The 20,854-nt window shown below is 70.4% G+C and carries 15 protein-coding genes, 2 rRNA genes and 1 pseudogene; 14 read left to right on the top strand and 4 right to left on the bottom strand.

Annotated elements, in window-relative coordinates; genetic code table 11:
• Positions 1-6: 6 nt before the first annotated feature.
• The 3 genes from EV386_RS07675 to EV386_RS07665 form a co-directional block, all read right to left on the bottom strand.
• Positions 7-567 (bottom strand): hypothetical protein, encoded by a 561-nt coding sequence (locus tag EV386_RS07675; RefSeq protein WP_130413811.1) that lies wholly within the window; start codon positions 565-567, stop codon positions 7-9.
• 101 nt (positions 568-668) lie between these two features.
• Positions 669-1,793, bottom strand: a complete 1,125-nt coding sequence (locus EV386_RS07670; RefSeq protein WP_130413809.1) for a sensor histidine kinase — start codon at positions 1,791-1,793, stop codon at positions 669-671.
• Between the two features lie 2 nt (positions 1,794-1,795).
• Positions 1,796-2,485, bottom strand: a complete 690-nt coding sequence (locus tag EV386_RS07665) for a response regulator transcription factor (protein WP_130413807.1) — start codon at positions 2,483-2,485, stop codon at positions 1,796-1,798.
• A 126-nt stretch (positions 2,486-2,611) separates the two neighbouring features.
• Here EV386_RS07665 and EV386_RS07660 point away from each other — a divergent pair, with 126 nt between their 5' ends.
• Entirely contained in the window at positions 2,612-3,199 is a 588-nt protein-coding gene (locus EV386_RS07660) for a M15 family metallopeptidase (protein ID WP_242607878.1), read from the top strand.
• A pseudogene (locus tag EV386_RS18975) lies at positions 3,196-3,705 on the top strand (VanZ family protein); the annotation flags it as partial. The gene EV386_RS07660 and the pseudogene EV386_RS18975, both read left to right, overlap by 4 nt.
• A gap of 72 nt (positions 3,706-3,777) precedes the next feature.
• On the opposite strand, the gene EV386_RS07650 reads toward EV386_RS18975, so the two are convergent.
• The gene (locus EV386_RS07650) at positions 3,778-4,761 is read right to left on the bottom strand and encodes a quinone oxidoreductase family protein (protein WP_130413803.1); all 984 of its coding nucleotides are present in this window, start codon (positions 4,759-4,761) and stop codon (positions 3,778-3,780) included.
• A gap of 124 nt (positions 4,762-4,885) precedes the next feature.
• Between EV386_RS07650 and argC the strand changes: the two genes are divergently transcribed.
• The 12 genes from argC (at position 4,886) to EV386_RS07590 (ending at position 20,835) form a co-directional block, all read left to right on the top strand.
• Complete coding sequence (gene argC, locus EV386_RS07645) at positions 4,886-5,974, top strand: N-acetyl-gamma-glutamyl-phosphate reductase (RefSeq protein ID WP_130413801.1); 1,089 nt, start codon at positions 4,886-4,888, stop codon at positions 5,972-5,974.
• Positions 5,971-7,161: a bifunctional glutamate N-acetyltransferase/amino-acid acetyltransferase ArgJ gene (gene argJ / locus EV386_RS07640; protein WP_130413799.1), complete on the top strand. Its 1,191-nt coding sequence runs from the start codon at positions 5,971-5,973 to the stop codon at positions 7,159-7,161. The genes argC and argJ overlap by 4 nt, the downstream gene beginning before the upstream one ends.
• On the top strand, positions 7,158-8,093 hold the full coding sequence (argB, locus tag EV386_RS07635; protein ID WP_130413797.1) for an acetylglutamate kinase: 936 nt from the start codon (positions 7,158-7,160) through the stop codon (positions 8,091-8,093). The genes argJ and argB overlap by 4 nt, the downstream gene beginning before the upstream one ends.
• Positions 8,090-9,445: an acetylornithine transaminase gene (locus EV386_RS07630; protein WP_130413795.1), complete on the top strand. Its 1,356-nt coding sequence runs from the start codon at positions 8,090-8,092 to the stop codon at positions 9,443-9,445. Before argB ends, EV386_RS07630 begins: the two co-directional genes overlap by 4 nt.
• Positions 9,442-10,377, top strand: coding sequence for an ornithine carbamoyltransferase (gene argF / locus EV386_RS07625; protein ID WP_130413793.1), 936 nt, complete (start codon positions 9,442-9,444; stop codon positions 10,375-10,377). The genes EV386_RS07630 and argF overlap by 4 nt, the downstream gene beginning before the upstream one ends.
• A 25-nt stretch (positions 10,378-10,402) precedes the next feature.
• Entirely contained in the window at positions 10,403-10,915 is a 513-nt protein-coding gene (locus EV386_RS07620; protein ID WP_130413791.1) for an arginine repressor, read from the top strand.
• Between the two features lie 44 nt (positions 10,916-10,959).
• Positions 10,960-12,429, top strand: coding sequence for an argininosuccinate lyase (gene argH, locus EV386_RS07615; RefSeq protein WP_242607877.1), 1,470 nt, complete (start codon positions 10,960-10,962; stop codon positions 12,427-12,429).
• Between the two features lie 13 nt (positions 12,430-12,442).
• Complete coding sequence (locus EV386_RS07610) at positions 12,443-13,060, top strand: uridine kinase family protein (RefSeq protein ID WP_130413789.1); 618 nt, start codon at positions 12,443-12,445, stop codon at positions 13,058-13,060.
• Positions 13,061-13,069: 9 nt separating this feature from the next.
• Positions 13,070-13,726, top strand: coding sequence for a DNA-3-methyladenine glycosylase (locus EV386_RS07605; protein ID WP_130413787.1), 657 nt, complete (start codon positions 13,070-13,072; stop codon positions 13,724-13,726).
• Positions 13,727-13,825: 99 nt separating this feature from the next.
• Complete coding sequence (gene tyrS, locus EV386_RS07600) at positions 13,826-15,085, top strand: tyrosine--tRNA ligase (RefSeq protein ID WP_130413785.1); 1,260 nt, start codon at positions 13,826-13,828, stop codon at positions 15,083-15,085.
• Between the two features lie 511 nt (positions 15,086-15,596).
• Positions 15,597-17,115: ribosomal RNA gene (locus EV386_RS07595) — 16S ribosomal RNA — on the top strand.
• A gap of 599 nt (positions 17,116-17,714) precedes the next feature.
• A 23S ribosomal RNA gene (locus tag EV386_RS07590) occupies positions 17,715-20,835 on the top strand.
• The 16S and 23S rRNA genes sit together here, the layout of an rRNA operon.
• The last annotated feature ends 19 nt before the right edge of the window (positions 20,836-20,854 follow it).

The raw sequence follows: 20,854 nt of genomic DNA, 5'->3' as shown, positions 1-20,854 counted from the left end.
GGCGGCTCAGCCGCCCGAGGCCGCCTCGGCCGCCTCCTGCTGAGGCGTCTGCTTGGGCCAGATGGTGTAGCTCAGCGCCCACAGCGTGTCGATCGCCAGGATCAGCCCCACGATCCGGAAGTTGACGGTGAGCTCTGCGGTGCGTGAGGCGTCGTCGACCCACCAGATGAGGCCGCCCGAGATGGCCGAGGCGATGGCGCCCATGACGATGGTGCGTCCCACGTCGCGCCAGCACTTGGCGGTGTGGCGCGCGCCGCTCAGGCGCTGCGGCGGTGGCCCGCCGGCGAAGCGGTGCGCGAACCGGACGTCGACCCAGGCGACCATCGGGCGGCCGTAGGCCCCCGACACGCCGATATAGATCGCCGCGAGGCCGTGCTGCCAGGACGCCGCCCCGCCGCGCGCCAGGTCGACGGCGACCAGCGCGAGCAGCACGACGTCGAGCGCCGGGGCGCTGATGAGCAGGCCCGCGCCGAGGCGCGGACGGCGCAGCACGTAGCGCGCGGTCAGGCCGGCCACGATCGCCACCCAGAAGCCGACCTCGCACGCGAGGATCGCCGTCAGGATCATGGGAGCCTCTCGGCCGGCCGATCGGGGATGGGGCGTGTCGCCCCTCACTCTCGCGCAGGACCGCCGCTCGCCGCCAGTGGGACCGGTCGTCCGCGCTCGGCCTACGTCGGCGGCGCGGCGGGCAGTCGCACCGTCACGCGCAGGCCACCGCCGTCCCGCGGCGCGAGGGTGAGCCTCCCGTCGTGCGCCTGCGTGATGCTCTTGACGATCGCCAGGCCGAGGCCGACGCCGGGGTGGTCCGTGTGGGTCCGTCCGGCGCCGCGCCTGAACCGCTCGGTCAGCGTGGCGACCTGATCCGGGCTCACGGGCGCGCCGGTGTTCTCGACCTCGAGGTCCACGTGGCCCGCGGCGGGGCGGACTCTGATCCAGACGCGACCCTGCTCGGGCTCGTTGTGGACGATCGCGTTGTGCACGAGGTTCGTGACGAGCTGCAGGAGGAGCGTGGGGGAGCCGAACGCCTCGGCCGGCGCGCCGTCGACGACGATGGCCAGGCCGCGCCGCTCGGCCAGCGGCAGGAGGGTCTCGGCCGCCTGCTCGGCGAGGAGCGACAGGTCGACGGGCTCGGGCGTGAACGTGCGTTGGTCGGCGCGGCTGAGCACCAGCAGCGCCTCGGTGAGGTCGATCGCCCGGGTGTTGACCGTGGCCAGACGCCGCAGGAGGTCGTCGACGTCTCGGTCCGGGTCGTCACGGGCCACCTCCAGCAGGGTCTTGGTGACCGCGAGCGGGGTGCGCAACTCGTGCGAGGCGTTGGACGCGAACCTGCGCTGCTCGGCGACATGGGCCTCGACGCGGTCGAGCATGGCGTCGAACGCGTCGGCGAGCTCACGCAGCTCGTCGCGACGACCCGGCAGGGCGACCCGTTCGCTGAGCGAGCCTTGCGCGGTGGCGCGCGCGACCGCGGCCACGCGGCGCAGTGGCGAGAGCATCCGGCCCGCCAGCAGCCAGCCCCCGACGAGCCCCAGAACCAGCAGGAGCCCGAGGGCGAGCGCGGCGCGTGGCGCGAAGGCCCGCCACAGGTCGTAGCGGCCGGGGATGAACAGGTCGGGCAGTGGACGGCGTCCCGGCGCCGAATCTTGCGGCAGGCGCACCGCCGCATCCGGCACGTATCGCAGCAGAAACACCCAGACCACCGCGATGAGCAGCACGCCGGCGACCATCAGGAACCCCGCGTAGGAGAGCGTGAGCTTCACGCGCACGCTCGCCCCGGGTCGCCTGGGCGCGCCCATCCTCACGCCGTCCCGCTCGCCGGATCGAGCCCCGCGGCCTCGACGCGGTATCCGACGCCGGGCACGGTGGCGATGACCCACGGCTCGCCGAGGCGCTTGCGCAGCGCGGAGACCGTGATCCGCACCGCGTTGGTGAAGGGGTCGGCGTTCTCGTCCCACGCGCGTTCGAGCAGCTCTTCGGCGCTGACCACGCCGCCGTCGGCGGCCATGAGGACCTCCAGCACCGCGAACTGCTTGCGGGTGAGTGCGACATAGCGTCCGTCGCGGTAGACCTCCCGGCGGAACGGGTCGAGGCGCAGCCCGGCGACCTCGACGACGGGTGGGCGCCGGCGCCCGCGACGCCGGTCGAGGGCGCGCAGCCGGAGCACGAGCTCACGCAGCTCGAAGGGCTTGGTGAGGTAGTCGTCGGCGCCGAGCTCGAACCCGGAGGCCTTGTCGTCGATCCGGTCGGCCGCGGTGAGCATGAGGATCGATGTGCCGCTGTCGGAGGCGACGATGCTGCGGGCCACCTCGTCGCCCGAGGGCCCCGGGATGTCGCGGTCGAGGACGGCGACGTCGTAGGAGTTGACGGCCAGCAGCTCCAGGGCCGTCTCGCCGTCGCCGGCGATATCGGCCGCGATCGCCTCCAGGCGCAGCCCATCACGGACTGCCTGGGCCAGGTAGGGCTCGTCCTCCACGATCAGTACACGCATAGCACCATCGATGCTACGAGCCCGGACATATCGTCGGCGTATCGAGAACCGCATACGCCCTGGCAACGGGCGCGCGGCTGGGCTGGTGGCATGATCACCCCTACCGCTCACGCCCGGGCTCGGGCCTTGCCCACCCGGCGACGCCGAGTGCTCCTGTCCGCCGCGGCGCTGATCACGGCGGCGCTGTGCGGCGTCGTCGGACTCCAGCATCTGTCGGCGTGGGGGCCCTCGGCGCTCGCCTCGACCGCCGAGACGCAGGCGCCCCCGGCGTCGCCGGCGCCGCCCGCACACGCGTCCTTAGCCCTCGACGACGACAGGCCCGCCCTCGCCAACCTCGACCCGGCGCTGCTGTCCGCCCTGCGCCAGGCGGCGGACGCGGCGGCGGGCGCCGGGGTCGAGTTCGTCGTCAACAGCGGCTGGCGCAGCGCTCAGGAGCAGGAGCGTCTGCTGGCGGACGCTGTCGCCACCTACGGCTCACCCGAGGAGGCCGCCCGCTGGGTGGCGAGCCCGACGGCGTCCGCGCACGTCACGGGTGAGGCGGTCGACGTCGGGGCCGCGGCGGCCGCATGGCTGTCGGAGCACGGCGCCGCATACGGCCTGTGCCAGATCTACGCCAACGAGTCCTGGCACTACGAGCTGCGTCCGCAGGCGGCCGACGACGGGTGCCCCGCCATGTACGCCGACGCCTCCCAGGACCCGAGGGCGCAGCGATGATCGGGATGCGCCTGATGCGCATGCACGGCTGGGCGGATTGGCTGCTCACGATCAACGGCGTCGCGTATCTGACCGTGCTCGGACTCCCGTTGGCCGCCATGACCGTGGTGGCGGTGGCGCGGTGGAGGCGGCGGCGGGGTGTCGACGCGCGGTGGGCGTGGCGCACCGCCGTGGCTGAGGTCGGCATCGTGTACGGCACGCTGCCGTGGGTCTGGCTGACGTTGATGCCGGGCAGCCGCGCGGGTCAGGTCGACGGTCGCGTGAGCCTCGTCCCGCTGCTCGACCTGCTGTCGATGGACGTGGGCCAGATCGTCGGCAACCTTCTGGTCTTCGCCGCGCTCGGGTTCTTCGCGCCGATCCGGTTCGCGCGCTGGGCCTCGGTGGGCCGGATCCTGGCGCTGGGCGCGGGCTGCTCCGTCATGATCGAGGTCGCCCAATACGTCCTGCGCCTGGACCGGGTCTCCTCGGTCGACGACGTGCTGCTCAACGCCGTCGGCGCGGGCCTCGCCGCCCTCGCCTCGCTTCGCTGGTGGCGTGAGCGACCGGCGCTGCCCCGCTGCGCCGCCCGACGCCCCGCGTCAGGGGATCAGCAGCACCTTGCCGGTGGTGCGGCGCCCTTCGAGCGCGCGGTGCGCCTGGCCGGCCTCGGCGAGCGGGAAGGTCGCGCCCACGCGCACGTCGAGGTCGCCCGCCGCGGCCGCGCCGAGAACCTCCCCGAACCGCCACTCGACCTCGGCCCGGGTGGCGAGGTAGTCGCCGATGGTCGGCCGCGTCAGGTACAGCGACCCGGCGCGGTTGAGCCGCTGCGGGTCGAGGGGCGGGACCGGCCCCGAGGCGGCGCCGAACAGCACGAGGGTGCCGCGCCGGCGCAGCGATGCGAGTGAGGCGTCGAAGGTCGAGCGCCCGACGCCGTCGTAGACCACGTGCACGCCCTCGCCTCCCGTCAGCGCCCGGACGGCGGTGGGCAGCTCGGCGGTGATGTCGGCCATTGCCGCGTAGTCGATGGTGTGGGCGGCGCCCGCCTCGGCCGACAAGGCCGCCTTCTCGGCCGAGGACACCGTGGTGATGACGCGCCCGCCGCGCGCGACGGCGAGCTGGGTCGCCAGCAGGCCCACGCCGCCGGCGCCCGCGGTCAGCAGGACGTCGTGGCCCAGCCCCACCGCGAACGTCGAGGCGACCAGGTAGTGCGCGGTGACGCCCTGGAGCGGCAGCGCGGCGGCGAGCGTCAGATCGAGCCCCGTCGGGACGCGGACGGCGCCCGCCGCGGGCACGAGCGCGAGCTCGGCGTAGCTGCCGGGCGCCTCGCACCAGGCGACCTCGTCACCCACCGCGAATCCGGTGACGTGCTCGCCGAGAGCCGTGACGACGCCGGCGCCCTCGACCCCGACGACATGCGGGTACGGCATCGGGTAGAGGCCCGAGCGCCGGTAGGTGTCGATGAAGTTGACGCCCGCGGCCGCCACGCGCACCAGGAGTTGGCCGGGCCCGGGCTCCGGCTCGGGCAGCTCGACGGATGTGAGGACCTCGGGACCGCCCGCCTCGCGGGCCGCAACTGCGCGCATGGGCCGAGCCTACTGACGCGGCCCACTCGCGCCTACGCCCACCGGCGCCGCGCGAGAGCGGCGGTTCGCGGTGTGAGACGCCCGCGCCAGCGCACGTCGTTTCTATGCATGGGTATGTATAGTCATGCATATGACCAGCACGCAGCGTGCCCGGGTCGCCGTCGCCGGCGCGTCGGGTTACGCGGGAGGAGAGTTCCTCCGCCTCGCCGCGAACCACCCCCATCTTGCCGTCGGCGCCCTGACCGCGCACTCCAACGCGGGCGCGAGCCTCGGCAGCCTCCACCCGCACCTGCGATCCCTCGCCGACCGCGTGCTCGCGCCGACGAGCGTCGAGGCGCTCGCGGGGCACGACGTCGTCGTGCTCGCGCTGCCGCACGGCGCCTCGGGGGCGATCGCCGCGCAGCTTCCCGACGACGTCCTCGTGCTCGACCTCGGAGCCGACCACCGCCTCACCTCACCCGCCGCGTGGGAGCAGTTCTACGGGAGCCCGCACGCGGGCTCCTGGCCCTACGGCCTGCCCGAGCTGCTGCACGCGAGCGGCGGCGCGGTGACCGGCCGCCAGCGCGACGTGCTGCACGGGGCGACGCGGGTGGCCGTGCCGGGGTGCAACGTCACGGCCGTCACGCTGGGCCTGCAGCCAGGCGTCGCGGCCGGGATCGTCGAGGCGCGCGACCTCGTGGCCGTGCTCGCCAACGGGTACTCGGGCGCGGGTAAGGCGCTCAAGACGCACCTGCTGGCCTCCGAGGCGCTCGGCTCCGCGGCCCCCTACGCCGTCGGCGGCACGCACCGGCACATCCCCGAGATCCGGCAGAACCTCGCCGTCGCCGGCGCCGAGGACGTCACCTTGAGCTTCACCCCCACGCTCGTGCCCATGGCGCGCGGCATCCTCGCGACCGCGACCGCGCGCCTGGCGCCCGGCCTCGACCCCGCCACCGCTGCCGACGCCGTCCGGGACGTCTGGGAGCGGGCCTACGCCGACGAGCCGTTCGTCCACCTGCTGCCCGAGGGCCAGTGGCCCACCACCGCGATGACGCTGGGCGCCAACACCGCGCTCATCCAGGTCGCGGTCGACGCCGCCGCCGGGCGCGTCGTGACGGTCACCGCCATCGACAACCTCGTCAAGGGCACCGCGGGCGGGGCCGTCCAGTCGCTCAACCTCGCGCTCGGCCTGCCCGAGACGGCCGGCCTGATCACCGAAGGAGTCGCACCGTGACCATCACCGCCCCCGCGGGATTTCGGGCGTCCGGCGTCACCGCCGGCCTCAAGGTGTCGGGTAAGCCCGACGTCGCGCTCGTCGTCAACACCGGCCCCCGACGCGTCGCGGCCGCGGTGCTCACCTCCAACCGTGTGCAGGCCGCCCCCGTGGTCTGGACGCGCCAGGCCGTCGCGGACGGCGCCGCGCGCGCCGTCGTGCTCAACTCGGGCGGCGCCAACGCGTGCACCGGCCCCGAGGGCTTCGCGGACACTCACCGCACGGCCGAGCACACGGCTGCCGCGCTCGGCGCCGCGGGCGTCGGTGGCGCCGACGGCGTGGGCGCGGGCGACGTGCTCGTGTGCAGCACGGGCCTCATCGGCGTCCGCCTGCCCATGGACCGGCTGCTGCCCGGCGTCGACGCCGCGGTGGGCGCGCTCGCCGACGACGGCGGGGACGCCGCGGCGCACGCGATCATGACCACCGACACGGTCGCCAAGCAGACCCTCGTCCAGGAGGCGGGCTGGAGCGTCGGCGGCATGGCCAAGGGCGCGGGCATGCTCGCCCCGGGTCTGGCGACCATGCTGTGCGTGCTGACCACCGACGCCGACGTCGACGCCGCGACGGCCGACGCCGCGCTGCGGGCGGCGACCGCCGCCACGTTCGAACGCGTCGACTCCGATGGCTGCATGTCGACCAACGACACCGTCATCCTCCTGGCCAGCGGGGCGAGCGGCCGCACGCCGACGCCAGACGAGCTCGCTGGGGCCGTCACCACGGCCTGCGCCGACCTCGCGCGTCAGCTCGTCGCCGACGCCGAGGGCGCCAGCCACGACATCGCCATCACGGTGCGCAACGCCTCCACCCAGGACGCCGCGCTCGCCGTCGCCCGGGTGGTCGCGCGCTCCAACCTGTTCAAGGCGGCCATCTTCGGCAACGACCCCAACTGGGGACGCGTGCTCTCGGCGGTCGGCACGGTCCCGCCGCAGGTCGCGCCCTTCGACGCCCTCGCGCTCGACGTGGCGGTCAACGGCGTCCAGGTCTGCCGCGCGGGCGGCGTGGGCGAGCCGCGCGAGCTCGTCGACCTGGCCGCGGCGCGCGAGGTCACCGTCGAGGTCGACCTGCACGCCGGGGACGCCGAGGTCACGCTGTGGACCAACGACCTCACGCACGACTACGTGCACGAGAACAGCGCGTACTCGTCATGAGCGACTTCGTGTTCGACACCCGCACCGACCTGCGCCCCGAGCAGAAGGCCGAGGTGCTGCTCGAGGCCCTGCCGTGGCTCCAGGAGTTCTCCGGCGCCCTGGTCGTGGTCAAGTACGGCGGCAACGCCATGGTCGACGAGTCGCTCAAGGCCGCCTTCGCGCAGGACATGGTGTTCCTGCGCCAGGTGGGCCTGCGCCCCGTCGTCGTGCACGGCGGCGGCCCCCAGATCAACGCGATGCTCGCGCGCCTGAACATCCCCAGCGAGTTCCGCGGCGGCCTGCGCGTCACCACGCCCGCCGCCATGGAGGTCGTCCGGATGGTCCTCACAGGCCAGGTCGGGCGCGAGCTCGTGGGCCTGGTCAACGCCCACGGCCCGCTCGCCGTGGGGCTCTCGGGGGAGGACGGCGGCCTGTTCCAGGCCACGCGCCGCGTCGCCGTCGTCGACGGCGAGCCGGTCGACGTCGGCCTGGTCGGCGACGTCACCGGCGTCGACCCCTCGGCGGTCCAGGACATCCTCGCGGCGGGACGCATCCCGGTGGTCTCCACGGTCGCGCCCGACGTCGCCGACCCCACGCAGGTGCTCAACGTCAACGCCGACACGGCGGCCTCGGCGCTCGCGGTCGCGCTCGGCGCCAAGAAGCTCATCGTGCTCACCGACGTCGAGGGGCTCTACACCTCATGGCCCGACCGGTCCTCGCTGGTCGAGCGCATCACGGCGAGCGAGCTCGCCGCCCTGCTGCCGTCGCTCGAGTCGGGCATGGTCCCCAAGATGGAGGCGTGCCTGCGGGCCGTCGACGGCGGGGTGCCGGCGGCGACGGTGATCGACGGCCGCCAGCCGCACTCGGTGCTGCTCGAGGTCTTCACCACGCGCGGCAACGGCACGATGGTCGTGCCGGACCCGCCCCACACTCCCGCGAAGGACCCCGCATGAGCGACCTGCTCGCCCTCGTCACCGAGGGCGCCCCCGTCGAGGCCGTCTCGTCCGCGGCCTGGACCGACCGCTACTCCCACGCCGTCATGGACACCTTCGGCCCGCCGCAGCGCGTGCTGGTGCGCGGCGAGGGCTGCTACGTGTGGGACGCCGACGGCAGGCGCTACCTCGACCTGCTCGCGGGCATCGCCGTCAACGCGCTCGGTCACGCGCACCCCACGCTCACCGCCGCCATCAGCGCGCAGTGGGGCACGCTCGGACATGTCTCGAACTTCTTCGGCACGCCCACTCAGATCGCCCTCGCCGAGACGCTGCTGCGGCTGGCCCACGCGCCCGCCGGTTCGCGCGTGTTCCTCACCAACTCGGGCACCGAGGCGCTCGAAGCCGCGTTCAAGATGACCCGTCGCGTGCGCCCGGACGGTCAGGTGGGCCGCGTGCTCGCGCTCGAGGGCGCGTTCCACGGCCGCTCGATGGGCGCGCTCGCGCTCACCGCCAAGGCCGCCTACAAGGAGCCGTTCGAGCCGTTGCCCGGCGGCGTCGAGCACATCCCGTTCGGCGACACCGCCGCGCTCGACGAGGCGTTCTCAACCGCCGCAGTCGCCGAGCGCGGGCCTGTCGCCGCGCTCGTCGTCGAGCCGCTGCAGGGCGAGCGGGGCGTGCGCCCGCTGCCGCCCGGCTACCTCGCGCACGCCCGCCGCCTCACGTCCGACGCCGGCGCGCTGCTGGTGCTCGACGAGGTGCAGACCGGCATGGGCCGCACCGGCGCCTGGTTCGCCTACCAGCACCCCGAGGTCGGCGGCGGCGTCGTGCCCGACGTCGTCACCCTGGCCAAGGGGCTCGGCGGCGGGTTCCCCGTCGGCGCGGTCATCGCCTACGGCGAGCGCGCCGCGACGCTGCTGGGCCGCGGGCAGCACGGGTCCACGTTCGGCGGCAACCCGGTCGCGGCGGCCGCGGCGCTCGCGACGATCGGCGTCATCGAGCGCGACGGCCTGCTCGCGAACGTCCGCGAGGTCGGAGCGCTGCTGCGCGAGGAGATCGAGATGTGCGCCTCGCCGCTGGTGCGCGAGGTCCGCGGTCGCGGGCTGCTGCTGGCCGTGGCGCTGCACGAGCCGGTCGCGGCGCAGGTCGCGGCCGCCGCGCTCGAGGCGGGGCTGATCGTCAACCCCGTCGCGCCCGACGCGATCCGCCTCGCCCCGCCGCTCATCCTCTCGCCCGACCAGGCGCGCGAGGCCGCGCGGTTCTTCGCCACCCTGACCACGCCGGTCGAGCCGACCACGCTGGCCGAGCCGACCGCGCCGGTCGAGCCGACCGCGCCGGTCGAGCCTGTCGAGACCCCCAAGGAGCAACGATGACCGTGCGCCACCTCCTGCGCGACGACGACCTCTCGCCCGCCGAGCAGCGGCAGGTGCTCGACCTGGCGATGGCGTTCCGCGACGACCGGTTCGTGCGCCAGCCGCTGTCCGGCCCGCTCGCGGTCGCGTTCATCACCGACAAGCCGACGCTGCGCACCCAGGTGTCGTTCGCCGCGGGCATCGCCGAGCTCGGCGGCTTTCCGTTGGTCGTGGACGGCAATCTGGCCCAGATCGGCGTGCGCGAGTCGATCGCCGACACGACGCATGTGCTTGAGCGCATGGTCTCGGCCATCGTGTGGCGCACCTTCGGCGACGACCGCATCCAGGAGATGGCCGCGGTGTCGCGCGTGCCGGTGGTCAACGCGCTGACCGACGGCTTCCACCCGTGCCAGATCCTCGCCGACCTGCTCACGGTCGCCCAGCATCGCGGCGGCGTCGGCGCGCTGCCCGGCCAGGTCTTCGCCTACGTGGGCGACGCCGCGAACAATATGGCCAACAGCTACCTGTTGGGCGGGGCGACCGCGGGCCTGCACGTGCGCGTCGGCGGCCCCGAGGGCTACCTGCCCGACGGCGCCATCGTCGCCCGGGCGCGTGAGATCGCGGCGCAGACCGGCGGATCGGTCACGGTGACCACCGACCCGGTCGAGGCGGTCGCGGGCGCCGACGCCGTCGCGACCGACACGTGGGTGTCGATGGGCGCCGAGGCGCAGGCGGAGGAGAGGTCGCGGCCGTTCGTGCCGTTCCGGCTCGACGCCGCGCTGCTGGCCCACGCCAAACCTGACGCCGTCGTGCTGCACTGCCTGCCCGCCTACCGCGGCAAGGAGATCACCGGCGACGTCATCGACGGGCCACAGTCCGTCGTGTTCGACGAGGCGGAGAACCGCCTGCACGCTCAAAAGGCGCTGCTGGCCTGGCTGCTGGAGCAGCGATGAGCCCCGCGCGAGCGGGGGTGCGACGATGAGCGACGGCGCGGTCGCCCCGCTGACCAAGGCGGCGCGCCAGGCGCGCATCGTCGACCTGGTGCGCCGCGGCGCCGTGCACTCGCAGTCCGAGCTGGCCCGCCTGCTGGCCGAGGAGGGCCTGTCCGTCACCCAGGCGACGCTCTCGCGCGACCTCATCGAACTGCGGGCCGAGAAGGTCCGCACGGCGGCCGGCGGCCTGGTCTACGCCGTGCCGGGGGAGGGCGGCGACCGCAGCGTCCAGGCCGACCAGGACGGGGAGTACCTCGCCGCGCGCCTGGGCCGCCTGCTCGCCGACCTGCTGGTCTCGGCCGAGGCGTCGGCCAACCTCGTCGTGCTGCGCACCCCGCCGGGCGCCGCCAACTTCCTCGGCTCGGCCATCGACCACTCGCTGTTCCCCGGGGTGCTGGGGTGCATCGCCGGCGACGACACCATCCTCGTGATCTCCCGCGACCCCGACGGCGGCGAGGAGCTCGCCCAGCGGTTCCTGTCGCTCGCGACCCCGTCCTGACGCCCACCCACGCGCACCGCCCGATCCGCACCCGGAAGGCCACCATGTCCGAGAACGACACCCCCGAGACCGCCCCCGACGCCGGGTCTGGCACCCAGCCCGCCGCGCAGCCCGCCGTCGCGCTGTGGGGCGGCCGCTTCGCGGGAGGCCCGTCGCCCGAGCTCGTCGCGCTGTCGCGCTCCACGCACTTCGACTGGCGGCTCGCGCCCTACGACATCCGCGGCTCGCAGGCCCACGCCAAGGTGCTGCACCGCGCCGGCCTGCTGTCCGACGCCGAGCTCGACGCCATGAGCGCGGCCCTCGACCAACTCGCCGCCGACGTCGCGGCGGGCGCCTTCGGTCCCGCCCCCGATGACGAGGACGTGCACACCGCGCTCGAACGCGGCCTCATCGAGCGTGCGGGCGCCGAGCTGGGCGGCAAGCTCCGGGCGGGGCGCTCGCGGAACGACCAGATCGCCACGCTGGTGCGCCTGTACCTGCGCGAGCAGGCGCGCACCATCGCGGGGCAGGCGCTCACCGTCGTCGACGAGCTCATCGCCCAGGCCCAGGCGGCGGGCGACGCCGTCATGCCCGGGCGCACACACCTGCAGCACGCGCAGCCGGTCCTGCTGGCCCACCACCTGCTCGCGCACGCGTGGCCGCTGCTGCGCGACGTCGACCGGCTCATCGACTGGGATGTGCGCGCCGCGCGCAGCCCCTACGGCTCGGGGGCGCTCGCGGGATCGTCGCTCGGCCTCGACCCGGCCGCCGTCGCCGCCGACCTGGGCTTCGACGGCCCGGTCGAGAACTCGATCGACGGCACGGCGGCGCGCGACGTCGTGGCCGAGTTCGCGTTCGTCGCGGCGATGCTCGGCGTCGACCTGTCCCGGTTCGCCGAGGAGGTCATCCTCTGGAACACCAAGGAGTTCGGGTTTGTCCGCCTCGACGACTCCTACTCCACGGGGTCGAGCATCATGCCGCAGAAGAAGAACCCCGACATCGCCGAGCTCGCGCGCGGCAAGGCCGGCCGCGTCATCGGCGACCTCACGGGCCTGCTCGCCACGCTCAAGGGCCTGCCGCTGGCCTACAACCGCGACCTGCAGGAGGACAAGGAGCCGGTCTTCGACCAGGTCGACACCCTCACCGTGCTGCTGCCGGCCTTCGCGGGCATGGTCCGCACGCTCTCGTTCGACACGGCCCGTATGGCCGAGCTCGCCCCGCAGGGCTTCTCGCTCGCGACCGACATCGCCGAGTGGCTGGTGCGCGAGGGCGTCCCGTTCCGCGTCGCCCACGAGGTCGCCGGCGCCTGCGTCAAGGCGTGCGAGGAGCGCGGCGTCGAGCTGTGGGACCTGTCCGACGCCGACCTCGCCGCGATCAGCGAGCACCTGACGCCGCAGGTGCGCGCGGTGCTCAGCGTCGCGGGATCGGTCGCCTCGCGCGACGCTGTCGGCGGCACGGCCCCGGCGCGCGTGGCCGAGCAGCTGGAGTCCGCGAAGGAGCGCGCCACCGAGTACCGCTTCTGGGCGCAGGGGTGAGCGCGGTCCCGGCATGACGGTCAGCGCCCCGGTCCTCGCCGCCCTGACGGCGCTCGCGCGCGCCGCCCGCGCCGCCGTGCCGCGCGACGTGCCGCTGCTCGTCGTCGTGGACGGCCCGGCCGGCTCGGGCAAGACGACGCTGGCCGCCCAGCTCACCGCGCGCCTGGGCGACGGGACGGGCGGCCCGGCCCCGGCCGTCCACCTGGACGACCTGTACGAGGGCTGGGAGGCGGGCCCCGACGGCGGCGCGGCGCGCTTGGCGCAGTGGGTGCTCACACCGTTCGCGGCGGGTCGGCCCGGCCGCTACCGCCGCTACGACTGGGCCGCGGGGGCGTACGCCGAGGAGCATGAGGTTCCCCGCGCTCCGTTCGTCGTGGTCGAGGGGTGCGGCGCCGGGGCGCGCGGCGTCGACGCGCACGCGCGCCTGCTGCTGTGGGTCGAGGCCGACGACGCCGAGCGCCTGCGGCGCGGCCTGGCACGCGACGGGCGCGCCGAGCGCGCGCACTGGGTCGCGTGGATGGTTGAGGAGGCCACGCACTACGGGCGTGAGCGCACCCGTGAGCGGGCCGACGTCCGGCTCGACGGCGTCGGCCGGGTGCTGACGTGGCCGAGCCGGGTCCCGGCGACGTAACGTCCAGCCGTGACCACGACGGACGTCAGCCCATGGGACGTGCCTGGGCGCGCCTGGTACGCGCGCGACGTGCGCGACGTCGCACGCGACCTGTTGGGCGCGTGCCTGGTGCGCCGCACCGAGGCGGGCGTGGTGGCGCTCCGCCTGACCGAGGTCGAGGCGTACGACGGCGCCGACGACCCGGGCTCGCACGCCTACCGCGGCCGCACCCGACGCAACGCGACGATGTTCGGCGAGCCGGGCCGCCTCTACGTCTACCGGCACCTGGGCCTGCACCACTGCGTCAACGTGGTCTGCGGGCCGGTCGGCCGCGCCGCCGCGGTGCTGCTGCGCGCGGGCGAGGTCGTCGCGGGCGCGGACCTGGCGCGCGCCCGGCGGGTCGCCGTCGGCGTCTGCGACTCCGACCGACAGCTCGCGCGCGGGCCCGCCCGGCTGACCGTCGCGCTGGCGCTCGACCTGTCCGACGACGGCGCCGACCTCACCGACCCGCGCGCGCCCCTCGTCATGACGCTCCCGGTCGACCGCGAGCGCGGCGCCGTCGCCACGGGCCCGCGCGTCGGCGTGGGCGGCGAGGGGGGACGAGCCGACCTGTACCCGTGGCGGTCGTGGCTGGTGGGGGAGCCGACCGTATCGGCCTACCGCCCTGTCTCGCCGCGCCGCCGGTGAGCGTCGCGATGTGAAACGCGCTGGGGCGGGGCGTCGTCGTCGGGCAGACTAGGGCGGGCGGCCGGACCGGGCCGCAGGACCATTGCGAGGAGTACCACGGTGACCGACATTCTCGACGAGCTGCAGTGGCGCGGCCTGGTGGCGCAGACCACCGACGAGGCCGCGCTGCGCTCCGCGCTGGCCGAGGGACCGATCACCTACTACGTGGGCTTCGACCCGACAGCGCAGAGCCTGCACGTGGGCCACATGGTGCAGTTGCTCAACATGCGCCGCCTGCAGCAAGCCGGCCACCGGCCGCTCGCGCTCGTGGGCGGGGCGACGGGGCTCATCGGCGACCCGCGCCCGACGACCGAGCGCGCGATGAACTCGCGCGAGGTCGTGGCGGGCTGGGTCGAGAACATCCGGCGCCAGATCGAGCCGTTCCTCGACTTCGAGGGGCCGAACGCGGCCGTCATGGTCAACAACCTCGACTGGACCGCGCCGATGAGCGCGATCGACTTCCTGCGCGACGTCGGCAAGCACTTCCGCCTCGGCACGATGCTCTCGAAGGACATCGTGGCGCGGCGGCTCGCCTCGGACGAGGGCATCAGCTTCACCGAGTTCAGCTACCAGATCCTGCAAGGCATGGACTACGCGGAGCTCTTCCGCCGTCACGGCTGCACGCTGCAGATGGGCGGCAACGACCAGTGGGGCAACCTGCTGTCGGGCGTCGAGCTGATCCGCAAGACCGAGCAGGCTGCGGTGCACGCGCTCGCCACGACGCTCATCACCAAGTCGGACGGGTCCAAGATGGGCAAGTCCGAGGGCGGCGCGGTGTGGCTCGACCCCGAGCTGACGAGCCCGTACGCCTTCTACCAGTACTGGCTCAACACCGCCGACGACGACGTCGTGCACTACCTCAAGGTGTTCACCTTCCGCACGCGCGAGCAGATCGAGGCGCTCGCCCAGGAGGTCGAGCAGCGCCCGTTCGCCCGCGAGGCGCAGCGCGCGCTGGCCGGCGACCTGACGACGCTGATCCATGGCCAGGCGGCCACGGACGCCGTCGTGTTCGCGAGCCAGGCGCTGTTCGGCCGTGGCGACCTGCGCGACCTGGACGAGGCGACGCTGCGCGGCGCCGTCGCGGAGCTGCCGCGCACGACGGCGAAGCCGGGAGACCTGGTGGTCGACGCGTTCGTCGGCAGCGGGCTCGTGGACTCCAAGGCGGCCGCGCGTCGAGCGATCGGTGAGGGCGGGGCGTACGTCAACAACGCGAAGGTGACGTCGGCCGAGCAGGCGCTCGAACCGGGGGACCTGCTGCACGGCCGCTACGCCGTGCTGCGCCGCGGCAAGCGCACGCTCGCGGTCGCCGCGACGCAGTAGTGCGCTGACCTGCGCAAACGCTCCCGGTGGCGCGGCGGCGCCGCTCGATTTGGCGCCACCGGGAACCGCGTGTAATGTTCTCGGACGTCGCCCGGAACGGGGAACGGACACCGCGAGGTGGCCGGACCGACCGGGCAGCCACACCACTCACCTTCACACGAGCGGCTCGCCGCCGGGGAGTGGGCCTGGCGTCTCACCGGAAAGTTCACTGGCTCGCAAGGGCCGATTGGACAGGCCGAGAGAGACCAGGTAAGGTTGAAGGGTTGCCCCGGATGGGGCCGGTCGGAATGGGCTGGTCTTGATGGTGTGCGTCGGTTGTTTGAGAACTCAACAGTGCGTTTGATAGTCAATGCCAAATTTTTATCCCTTGTCGGGTTGGCCCTTGTGGGTTGGCTCGTGAGGATTCCTTTGGACATGATCAAGCAGTTCAGCTTGGTTCTGTCAGTGTTGGACGAACCGTATGGTTGTTGGCTCTGGCCGCCTTTTGGGGTGGTGGGGGTTGATGTTTTCTTTTACGGAGAGTTTGATCCTGGCTCAGGACGAACGCTGGCGGCGTGCTTAACACATGCAAGTCGAACGGTGAAGCCCTTCGGGGTGGATCAGTGGCGAACGGGTGAGTAACACGTGAGCAACCTGCCCTCCACTTCGGGATAAGCCTTGGAAACGGGGTCTAATACCGGGTATGAGCGTCTGCCGCATGGTGGGCGTTGGAAAGTTTTTCGGTGGGGGATGGGCTCGCGGCCTATCAGCTTGTTGGTGGGGTGATGGCCTACCAAGGCTTCGACGGGTAGCCGGCCTGAGAGGGCGACCGGCCACACTGGGACTGAGACACGGCCCAGACTCCTACGGGAGGCAGCAGTGGGGAATATTGCACAATGGGCGAAAGCCTGATGCAGCGACGCCGCGTGAGGGATGACGGCCTTCGGGTTGTAAACCTCTTTCAGCAGGGAAGAAGCGCAAGTGACGGTACCTGCAGAAGAAGCGCCGGCTAACTACGTGCCAGCAGCCGCGGTAATACGTAGGGCGCAAGCGTTGTCCGGAATTATTGGGCGTAAAGAGCTCGTAGGCGGTCTGTCGCGTCTGGTGTGAAATCCCGAGGCTCAACCTCGGGCTTGCATCGGGTACGGGCGGACTAGAGTGCTGTAGGGGAGACTGGAATTCCTGGTGTAGCGGTGGAATGCGCAGATATCAGGAGGAACACCGATGGCGAAGGCAGGTCTCTGGGCAGTCACTGACGCTGAGGAGCGAAAGCATGGGGAGCGAACAGGATTAGATACCCTGGTAGTCCATGCCGTAAACGTTGGGCACTAGGTGTGGGGGCCATTCCACGGTTCCCGTGCCGCAGCTAACGCATTAAGTGCCCCGCCTGGGGAGTACGGCCGCAAGGCTAAAACTCAAAGGAATTGACGGGGGCCCGCACAAGCGGCGGAGCATGCGGATTAATTCGATGCAACGCGAAGAACCTTACCAAGGCTTGACATGCGCCGGACAGCGTCAGAGATGGCGTCTCCGCAAGGTCGGCGCACAGGTGGTGCATGGTTGTCGTCAGCTCGTGTCGTGAGATGTTGGGTTAAGTCCCGCAACGAGCGCAACCCTCGTCCCATGTTGCCAGCGGGTTATGCCGGGGACTCATGGGAGACTGCCGGGGTCAACTCGGAGGAAGGTGGGGATGACGTCAAATCATCATGCCCCTTATGTCTTGGGCTTCACGCATGCTACAATGGCCGGTACAGAGGGCTGCGATGCCGTAAGGCGGAGCGAATCCCAAAAAGCCGGTCTCAGTTCGGATTGGGGTCTGCAACTCGACCCCATGAAGTCGGAGTCGCTAGTAATCGCAGATCAGCAACGCTGCGGTGAATACGTTCCCGGGCCTTGTACACACCGCCCGTCAAGTCACGAAAGTTGGTAACACCCGAAGCCCATGGCCCAACCACCTTGTGTGGGGGGAGTGGTCGAAGGTGGGACTGGCGATTGGGACTAAGTCGTAACAAGGTAGCCGTACCGGAAGGTGCGGCTGGATCACCTCCTTTCTAAGGAGCTCACCGGCGTCCGCCGTCTGGGGCCTTCGGGTCTGGGTGGGGGGCGTCCATGGTGGACCACGCGCCGGCCGAGTGTGCTGGTGGTGGTGCTCTGGGTGGAACGTTGACTGTTGAGTCGGTTCGGGTCGTTGGCCTGTCCAGTACGCCTGGTCGCCGTCGTCGTGTCCTGTGGGCTTGTCCTGTGGGGTGTGGTGGTGGTGGTGGGGTGGGAACGCTGGTCGGTGATCTGGGTTGGCTCGTGAGCGCACTGTTGGGTCCTGAGGCAATCGCCGCGGGGCCGCCTGGCTCCCCTGGTGGGCTCTGGGCCTCCTGGTTTCGTGCTCGTCCTCCCCTGGTGGGGTGGGTGGGGCGGGGTTGGGGGGTGTGGGGTCTGGTGGGGGTGGGTGGTTCGTTGGTGGGGGTTGTGCTCTGTAGCGGGTCGCTGGTGGTGTCGTACCGCCTCCCAGGTTTGTGGGGGTGGGCGCGCTGGGTCTGGCGGGTCGTCCGTAGCTTGAGAACTGCACAGTGGACGCGAGCATCCAAGATGTTCATACGGCGGTCGCCCTTGGGGTGGCCGTCCCTGAATGTCTCTGTAGTGTGATCGTATTTTTGTTGAAGTTTTTAAGGGCACAGGGTGGATGCCTTGGCACCAGGAGCCGAAGAAGGACGTCGTAGCCTGCGATAAGCCTCGGGGAGTTGGCAAACGAGCTGTGATCCGAGGATGTCCGAATGGGGGAACCCACCCGCAGTCATGTGCGGGTACCCACACCTGAATATATAGGGTGTGTGGGGGGAACGCCGGGAAGTGAAACATCTCAGTACCGGCAGGAAGAGATATTCCGTGAGTAGTGGCGAGCGAAAGCGGATGAGGCCAAACCGTGGCGGTGTGAAAGCTGTCAGGCGTTGCCGTCACGGGGTTGTGGGACCGTCTGGGAGGGGCTGACACCTCTCCAGCCAGTCAGAAAGCCGTGTCATAGTCGAACCGGGTTGAATACCGGACCGTAGAGGGTGGCAGTCCCGTAGACGAAATGGTGCGGCCTGGTGGACGGGATCCCAAGTAGCACGGGGCCCGTGAAATCTCGTGTGAATCTGGCGAGACCACTCGCTAAGCCTAAATACTACCTGGTGACCGATAGCGGACTAGTACCGTGAGGGAAAGGTGAAAAGTACCCCGGGAGGGGAGTGAAATAGTACCTGAAACCGTGTGCCTACAATCCGTCGGAGCCTCCTTTGCAGGGGTGACGGCGTGCCTTTTGAAGAATGAGCCTGCGAGTTAGTGCTCGGTGGCGAGGTTAACCCGTGTGGGGAAGCCGTAGCGAAAGCGAGTCCGAACAGGGCGCCCATAGTCGCCGGGTCTAGACCCGAAGCGAAGTGATCTAGCCATGGGCAGGCTGAAGCGACGGTAAGACGTCGTGGAGGGCCGAACCCACCAGGGTTGAAAACCTGGGGGATGACCTGTGGTTAGGGGTGAAAGGCCAATCAAACTTCGTGATAGCTGGTTCTCCCCGAAATGCATTTAGGTGCAGCGTCTCGTGTTTCTTGCCGGAGGTAGAGCTACTGGATGGCCGATGGGCCTCACCAGGTTACTGACGTCAGCCAAACTCCGAATGCCGGTAAGTTTAAGCGGGGCAGTGAGACTGCGGGGGATAAGCTCCGTAGTCGAGAGGGAAACAGCCCAGATCACCGGCTAAGGCCCCTAAGCGTGTGCTCAGTGGGAAAGGATGTGGAGTTGCACAGACAACCAGGAGGTTGGCTTAGAAGCAGCCACCCTTGAAAGAGTGCGTAATAGCTCACTGGTCAAGTGATTCCGCGCCGACAATGTAGCGGGGCTCAAGCACACCGCCGAAGCCGTGGCAGCGCAGCGACACCCAAGCCGCGACCCTTGTGGTCGTTGGTTCAGGGGCTGTGCTGGGTAGGGGAGCGTCGTGTGGGCGGTGAAGCCGCGGGGTGACCCAGCGGTGGAGACCACACGAGTGAGAATGCAGGCATGAGTAGCGAATGACGGGTGAGAAACCCGTCCGCCGAATGACCAAGGGTTCCAGGGCCAGGTTAATCCGCCCTGGGTAAGTCGGGACCTAAGGCGAGGCCGACAGGCGTAGTCGATGGACAAGGAGTTGATATTCTCCTACCGGCGAAGGACCGCCCATACCGAACCTCGAGATGCTAAACGCCCCAAGCGCGCCACCGCCGGCTTCGGCCGGCACCGGCGCGGGCGGCGCGTGACCCGATCGGGCAGTAGGTAAGCGTGTTAACAGGGGTGACGCAGGAAGGTAGCCCGGCGTGGCGATGGTAGACCACGTCCAAGGCCGTAGCCCGGTGTGTAGGCAAATCCGCACACCACCACGGGTGAGAGCTGACAGTGACCGCGTATGCGGGAAACGGGTGATCCTCAGCTGCCAAGAAAAGCCTCGACGCGAGGTCCTAGCCGCCCGTACCCCAAACCGACTCAGGTGGTCAGGTAGAGAATACCAAGGCGATCGAGCGAATCGTGGTTAAGGAACTCGGCAAAATGCCCCCGTAACTTCGGGAGAAGGGGGGCCCGAACCGTCAACCCACTAGCTGGGGGAAGCGGGGAGGGCCGCAGAGACCAGGGAGAAGCGACTGTTTACTAAAAACACAGGTCCGTGCGAAGTCGCAAGACGATGTATACGGACTGACGCCTGCCCGGTGCTGGAAGGTTAAGAGGACGAGTCAGCGCAAGCGAAGCTCAGAATTTAAGCCCCAGTAAACGGCGGTGGTAACTATAACCATCCTAAGGTAGCGAAATTCCTTGTCGGGTAAGTTCCGACCTGCACGAATGGCGTAACGACTTCTCCGCTGTCTCAACCGCGAGCTCGGCGAAATTGCACTACGAGTAAAGATGCTCGTTACGCGCAGCAGGACGGAAAGACCCCGGGACCTTTACTATAGCTTGGTATTGGTGTTCGGCGCAGTTTGTGTAGGATAGGTGGGAGACTATGAGACCCGGGCGCCAGCTCGGGTGGAGTCAACGTTGAAATACCACTCTGACTGCTTCGGACATCTAACCTCGGTCCGTGATCCGGACCAGGGACAGTGCCTGGTGGGTAGTTTAACTGGGGCGGTTGCCTCCCAAAATGTAACGGAGGCGCCCAAAGGTTCCCTCAGCCTGGTTGGCAATCAGGTGTCGAGTGCAAGTGCACAAGGGAGCTTGACTGTGAGACCGACAGGTCGAGCAGGGACGAAAGTCGGGACTAGTGATCCGGCGGTGGCTTGTGGAAGCGCCGTCGCTCAACGGATAAAAGGTACCCCGGGGATAACAGGCTGATCTTGCCCAAGAGTCCATATCGACGGCATGGTTTGGCACCTCGATGTCGGCTCGTCGCATCCTGGGGCTGGAGTAGGTCCCAAGGGTTGGGCTGTTCGCCCATTAAAGCGGTACGCGAGCTGGGTTTAGAACGTCGTGAGACAGTTCGGTCCCTATCCGCTGCGCGCGCAGGAAACTTGAGAAGGGCTGTCCCTAGTACGAGAGGACCGGGACGGACGAACCTCTGGTGTGCCAGTTGTACTGCCAAGTGCACCGCTGGTTAGCTACGTTCGGGAAGGATAACCGCTGAAAGCATCTAAGCGGGAAGCCTGCTTCAAGATGAGGTTTCCAAGACCCTCGGGTCTGAAGGCACCCAGCGAGACCACTGGGTAGATAGGCCGGATGTGGAAGGCAGGACCAACGACTGCCGCAGCTGACCGGTACTAATCAGCCGACAACTTCAACACACACACACACTTACATGCG

This window comes from Xylanimonas ulmi, from assembly GCF_004216535.1.
Taxonomy (GTDB): domain Bacteria; phylum Actinomycetota; class Actinomycetes; order Actinomycetales; family Cellulomonadaceae; genus Xylanimonas; species Xylanimonas ulmi.
Note: the sequence above shows the minus strand (reverse complement) of the source record. Positions and strands in the feature narration are given on the sequence as shown.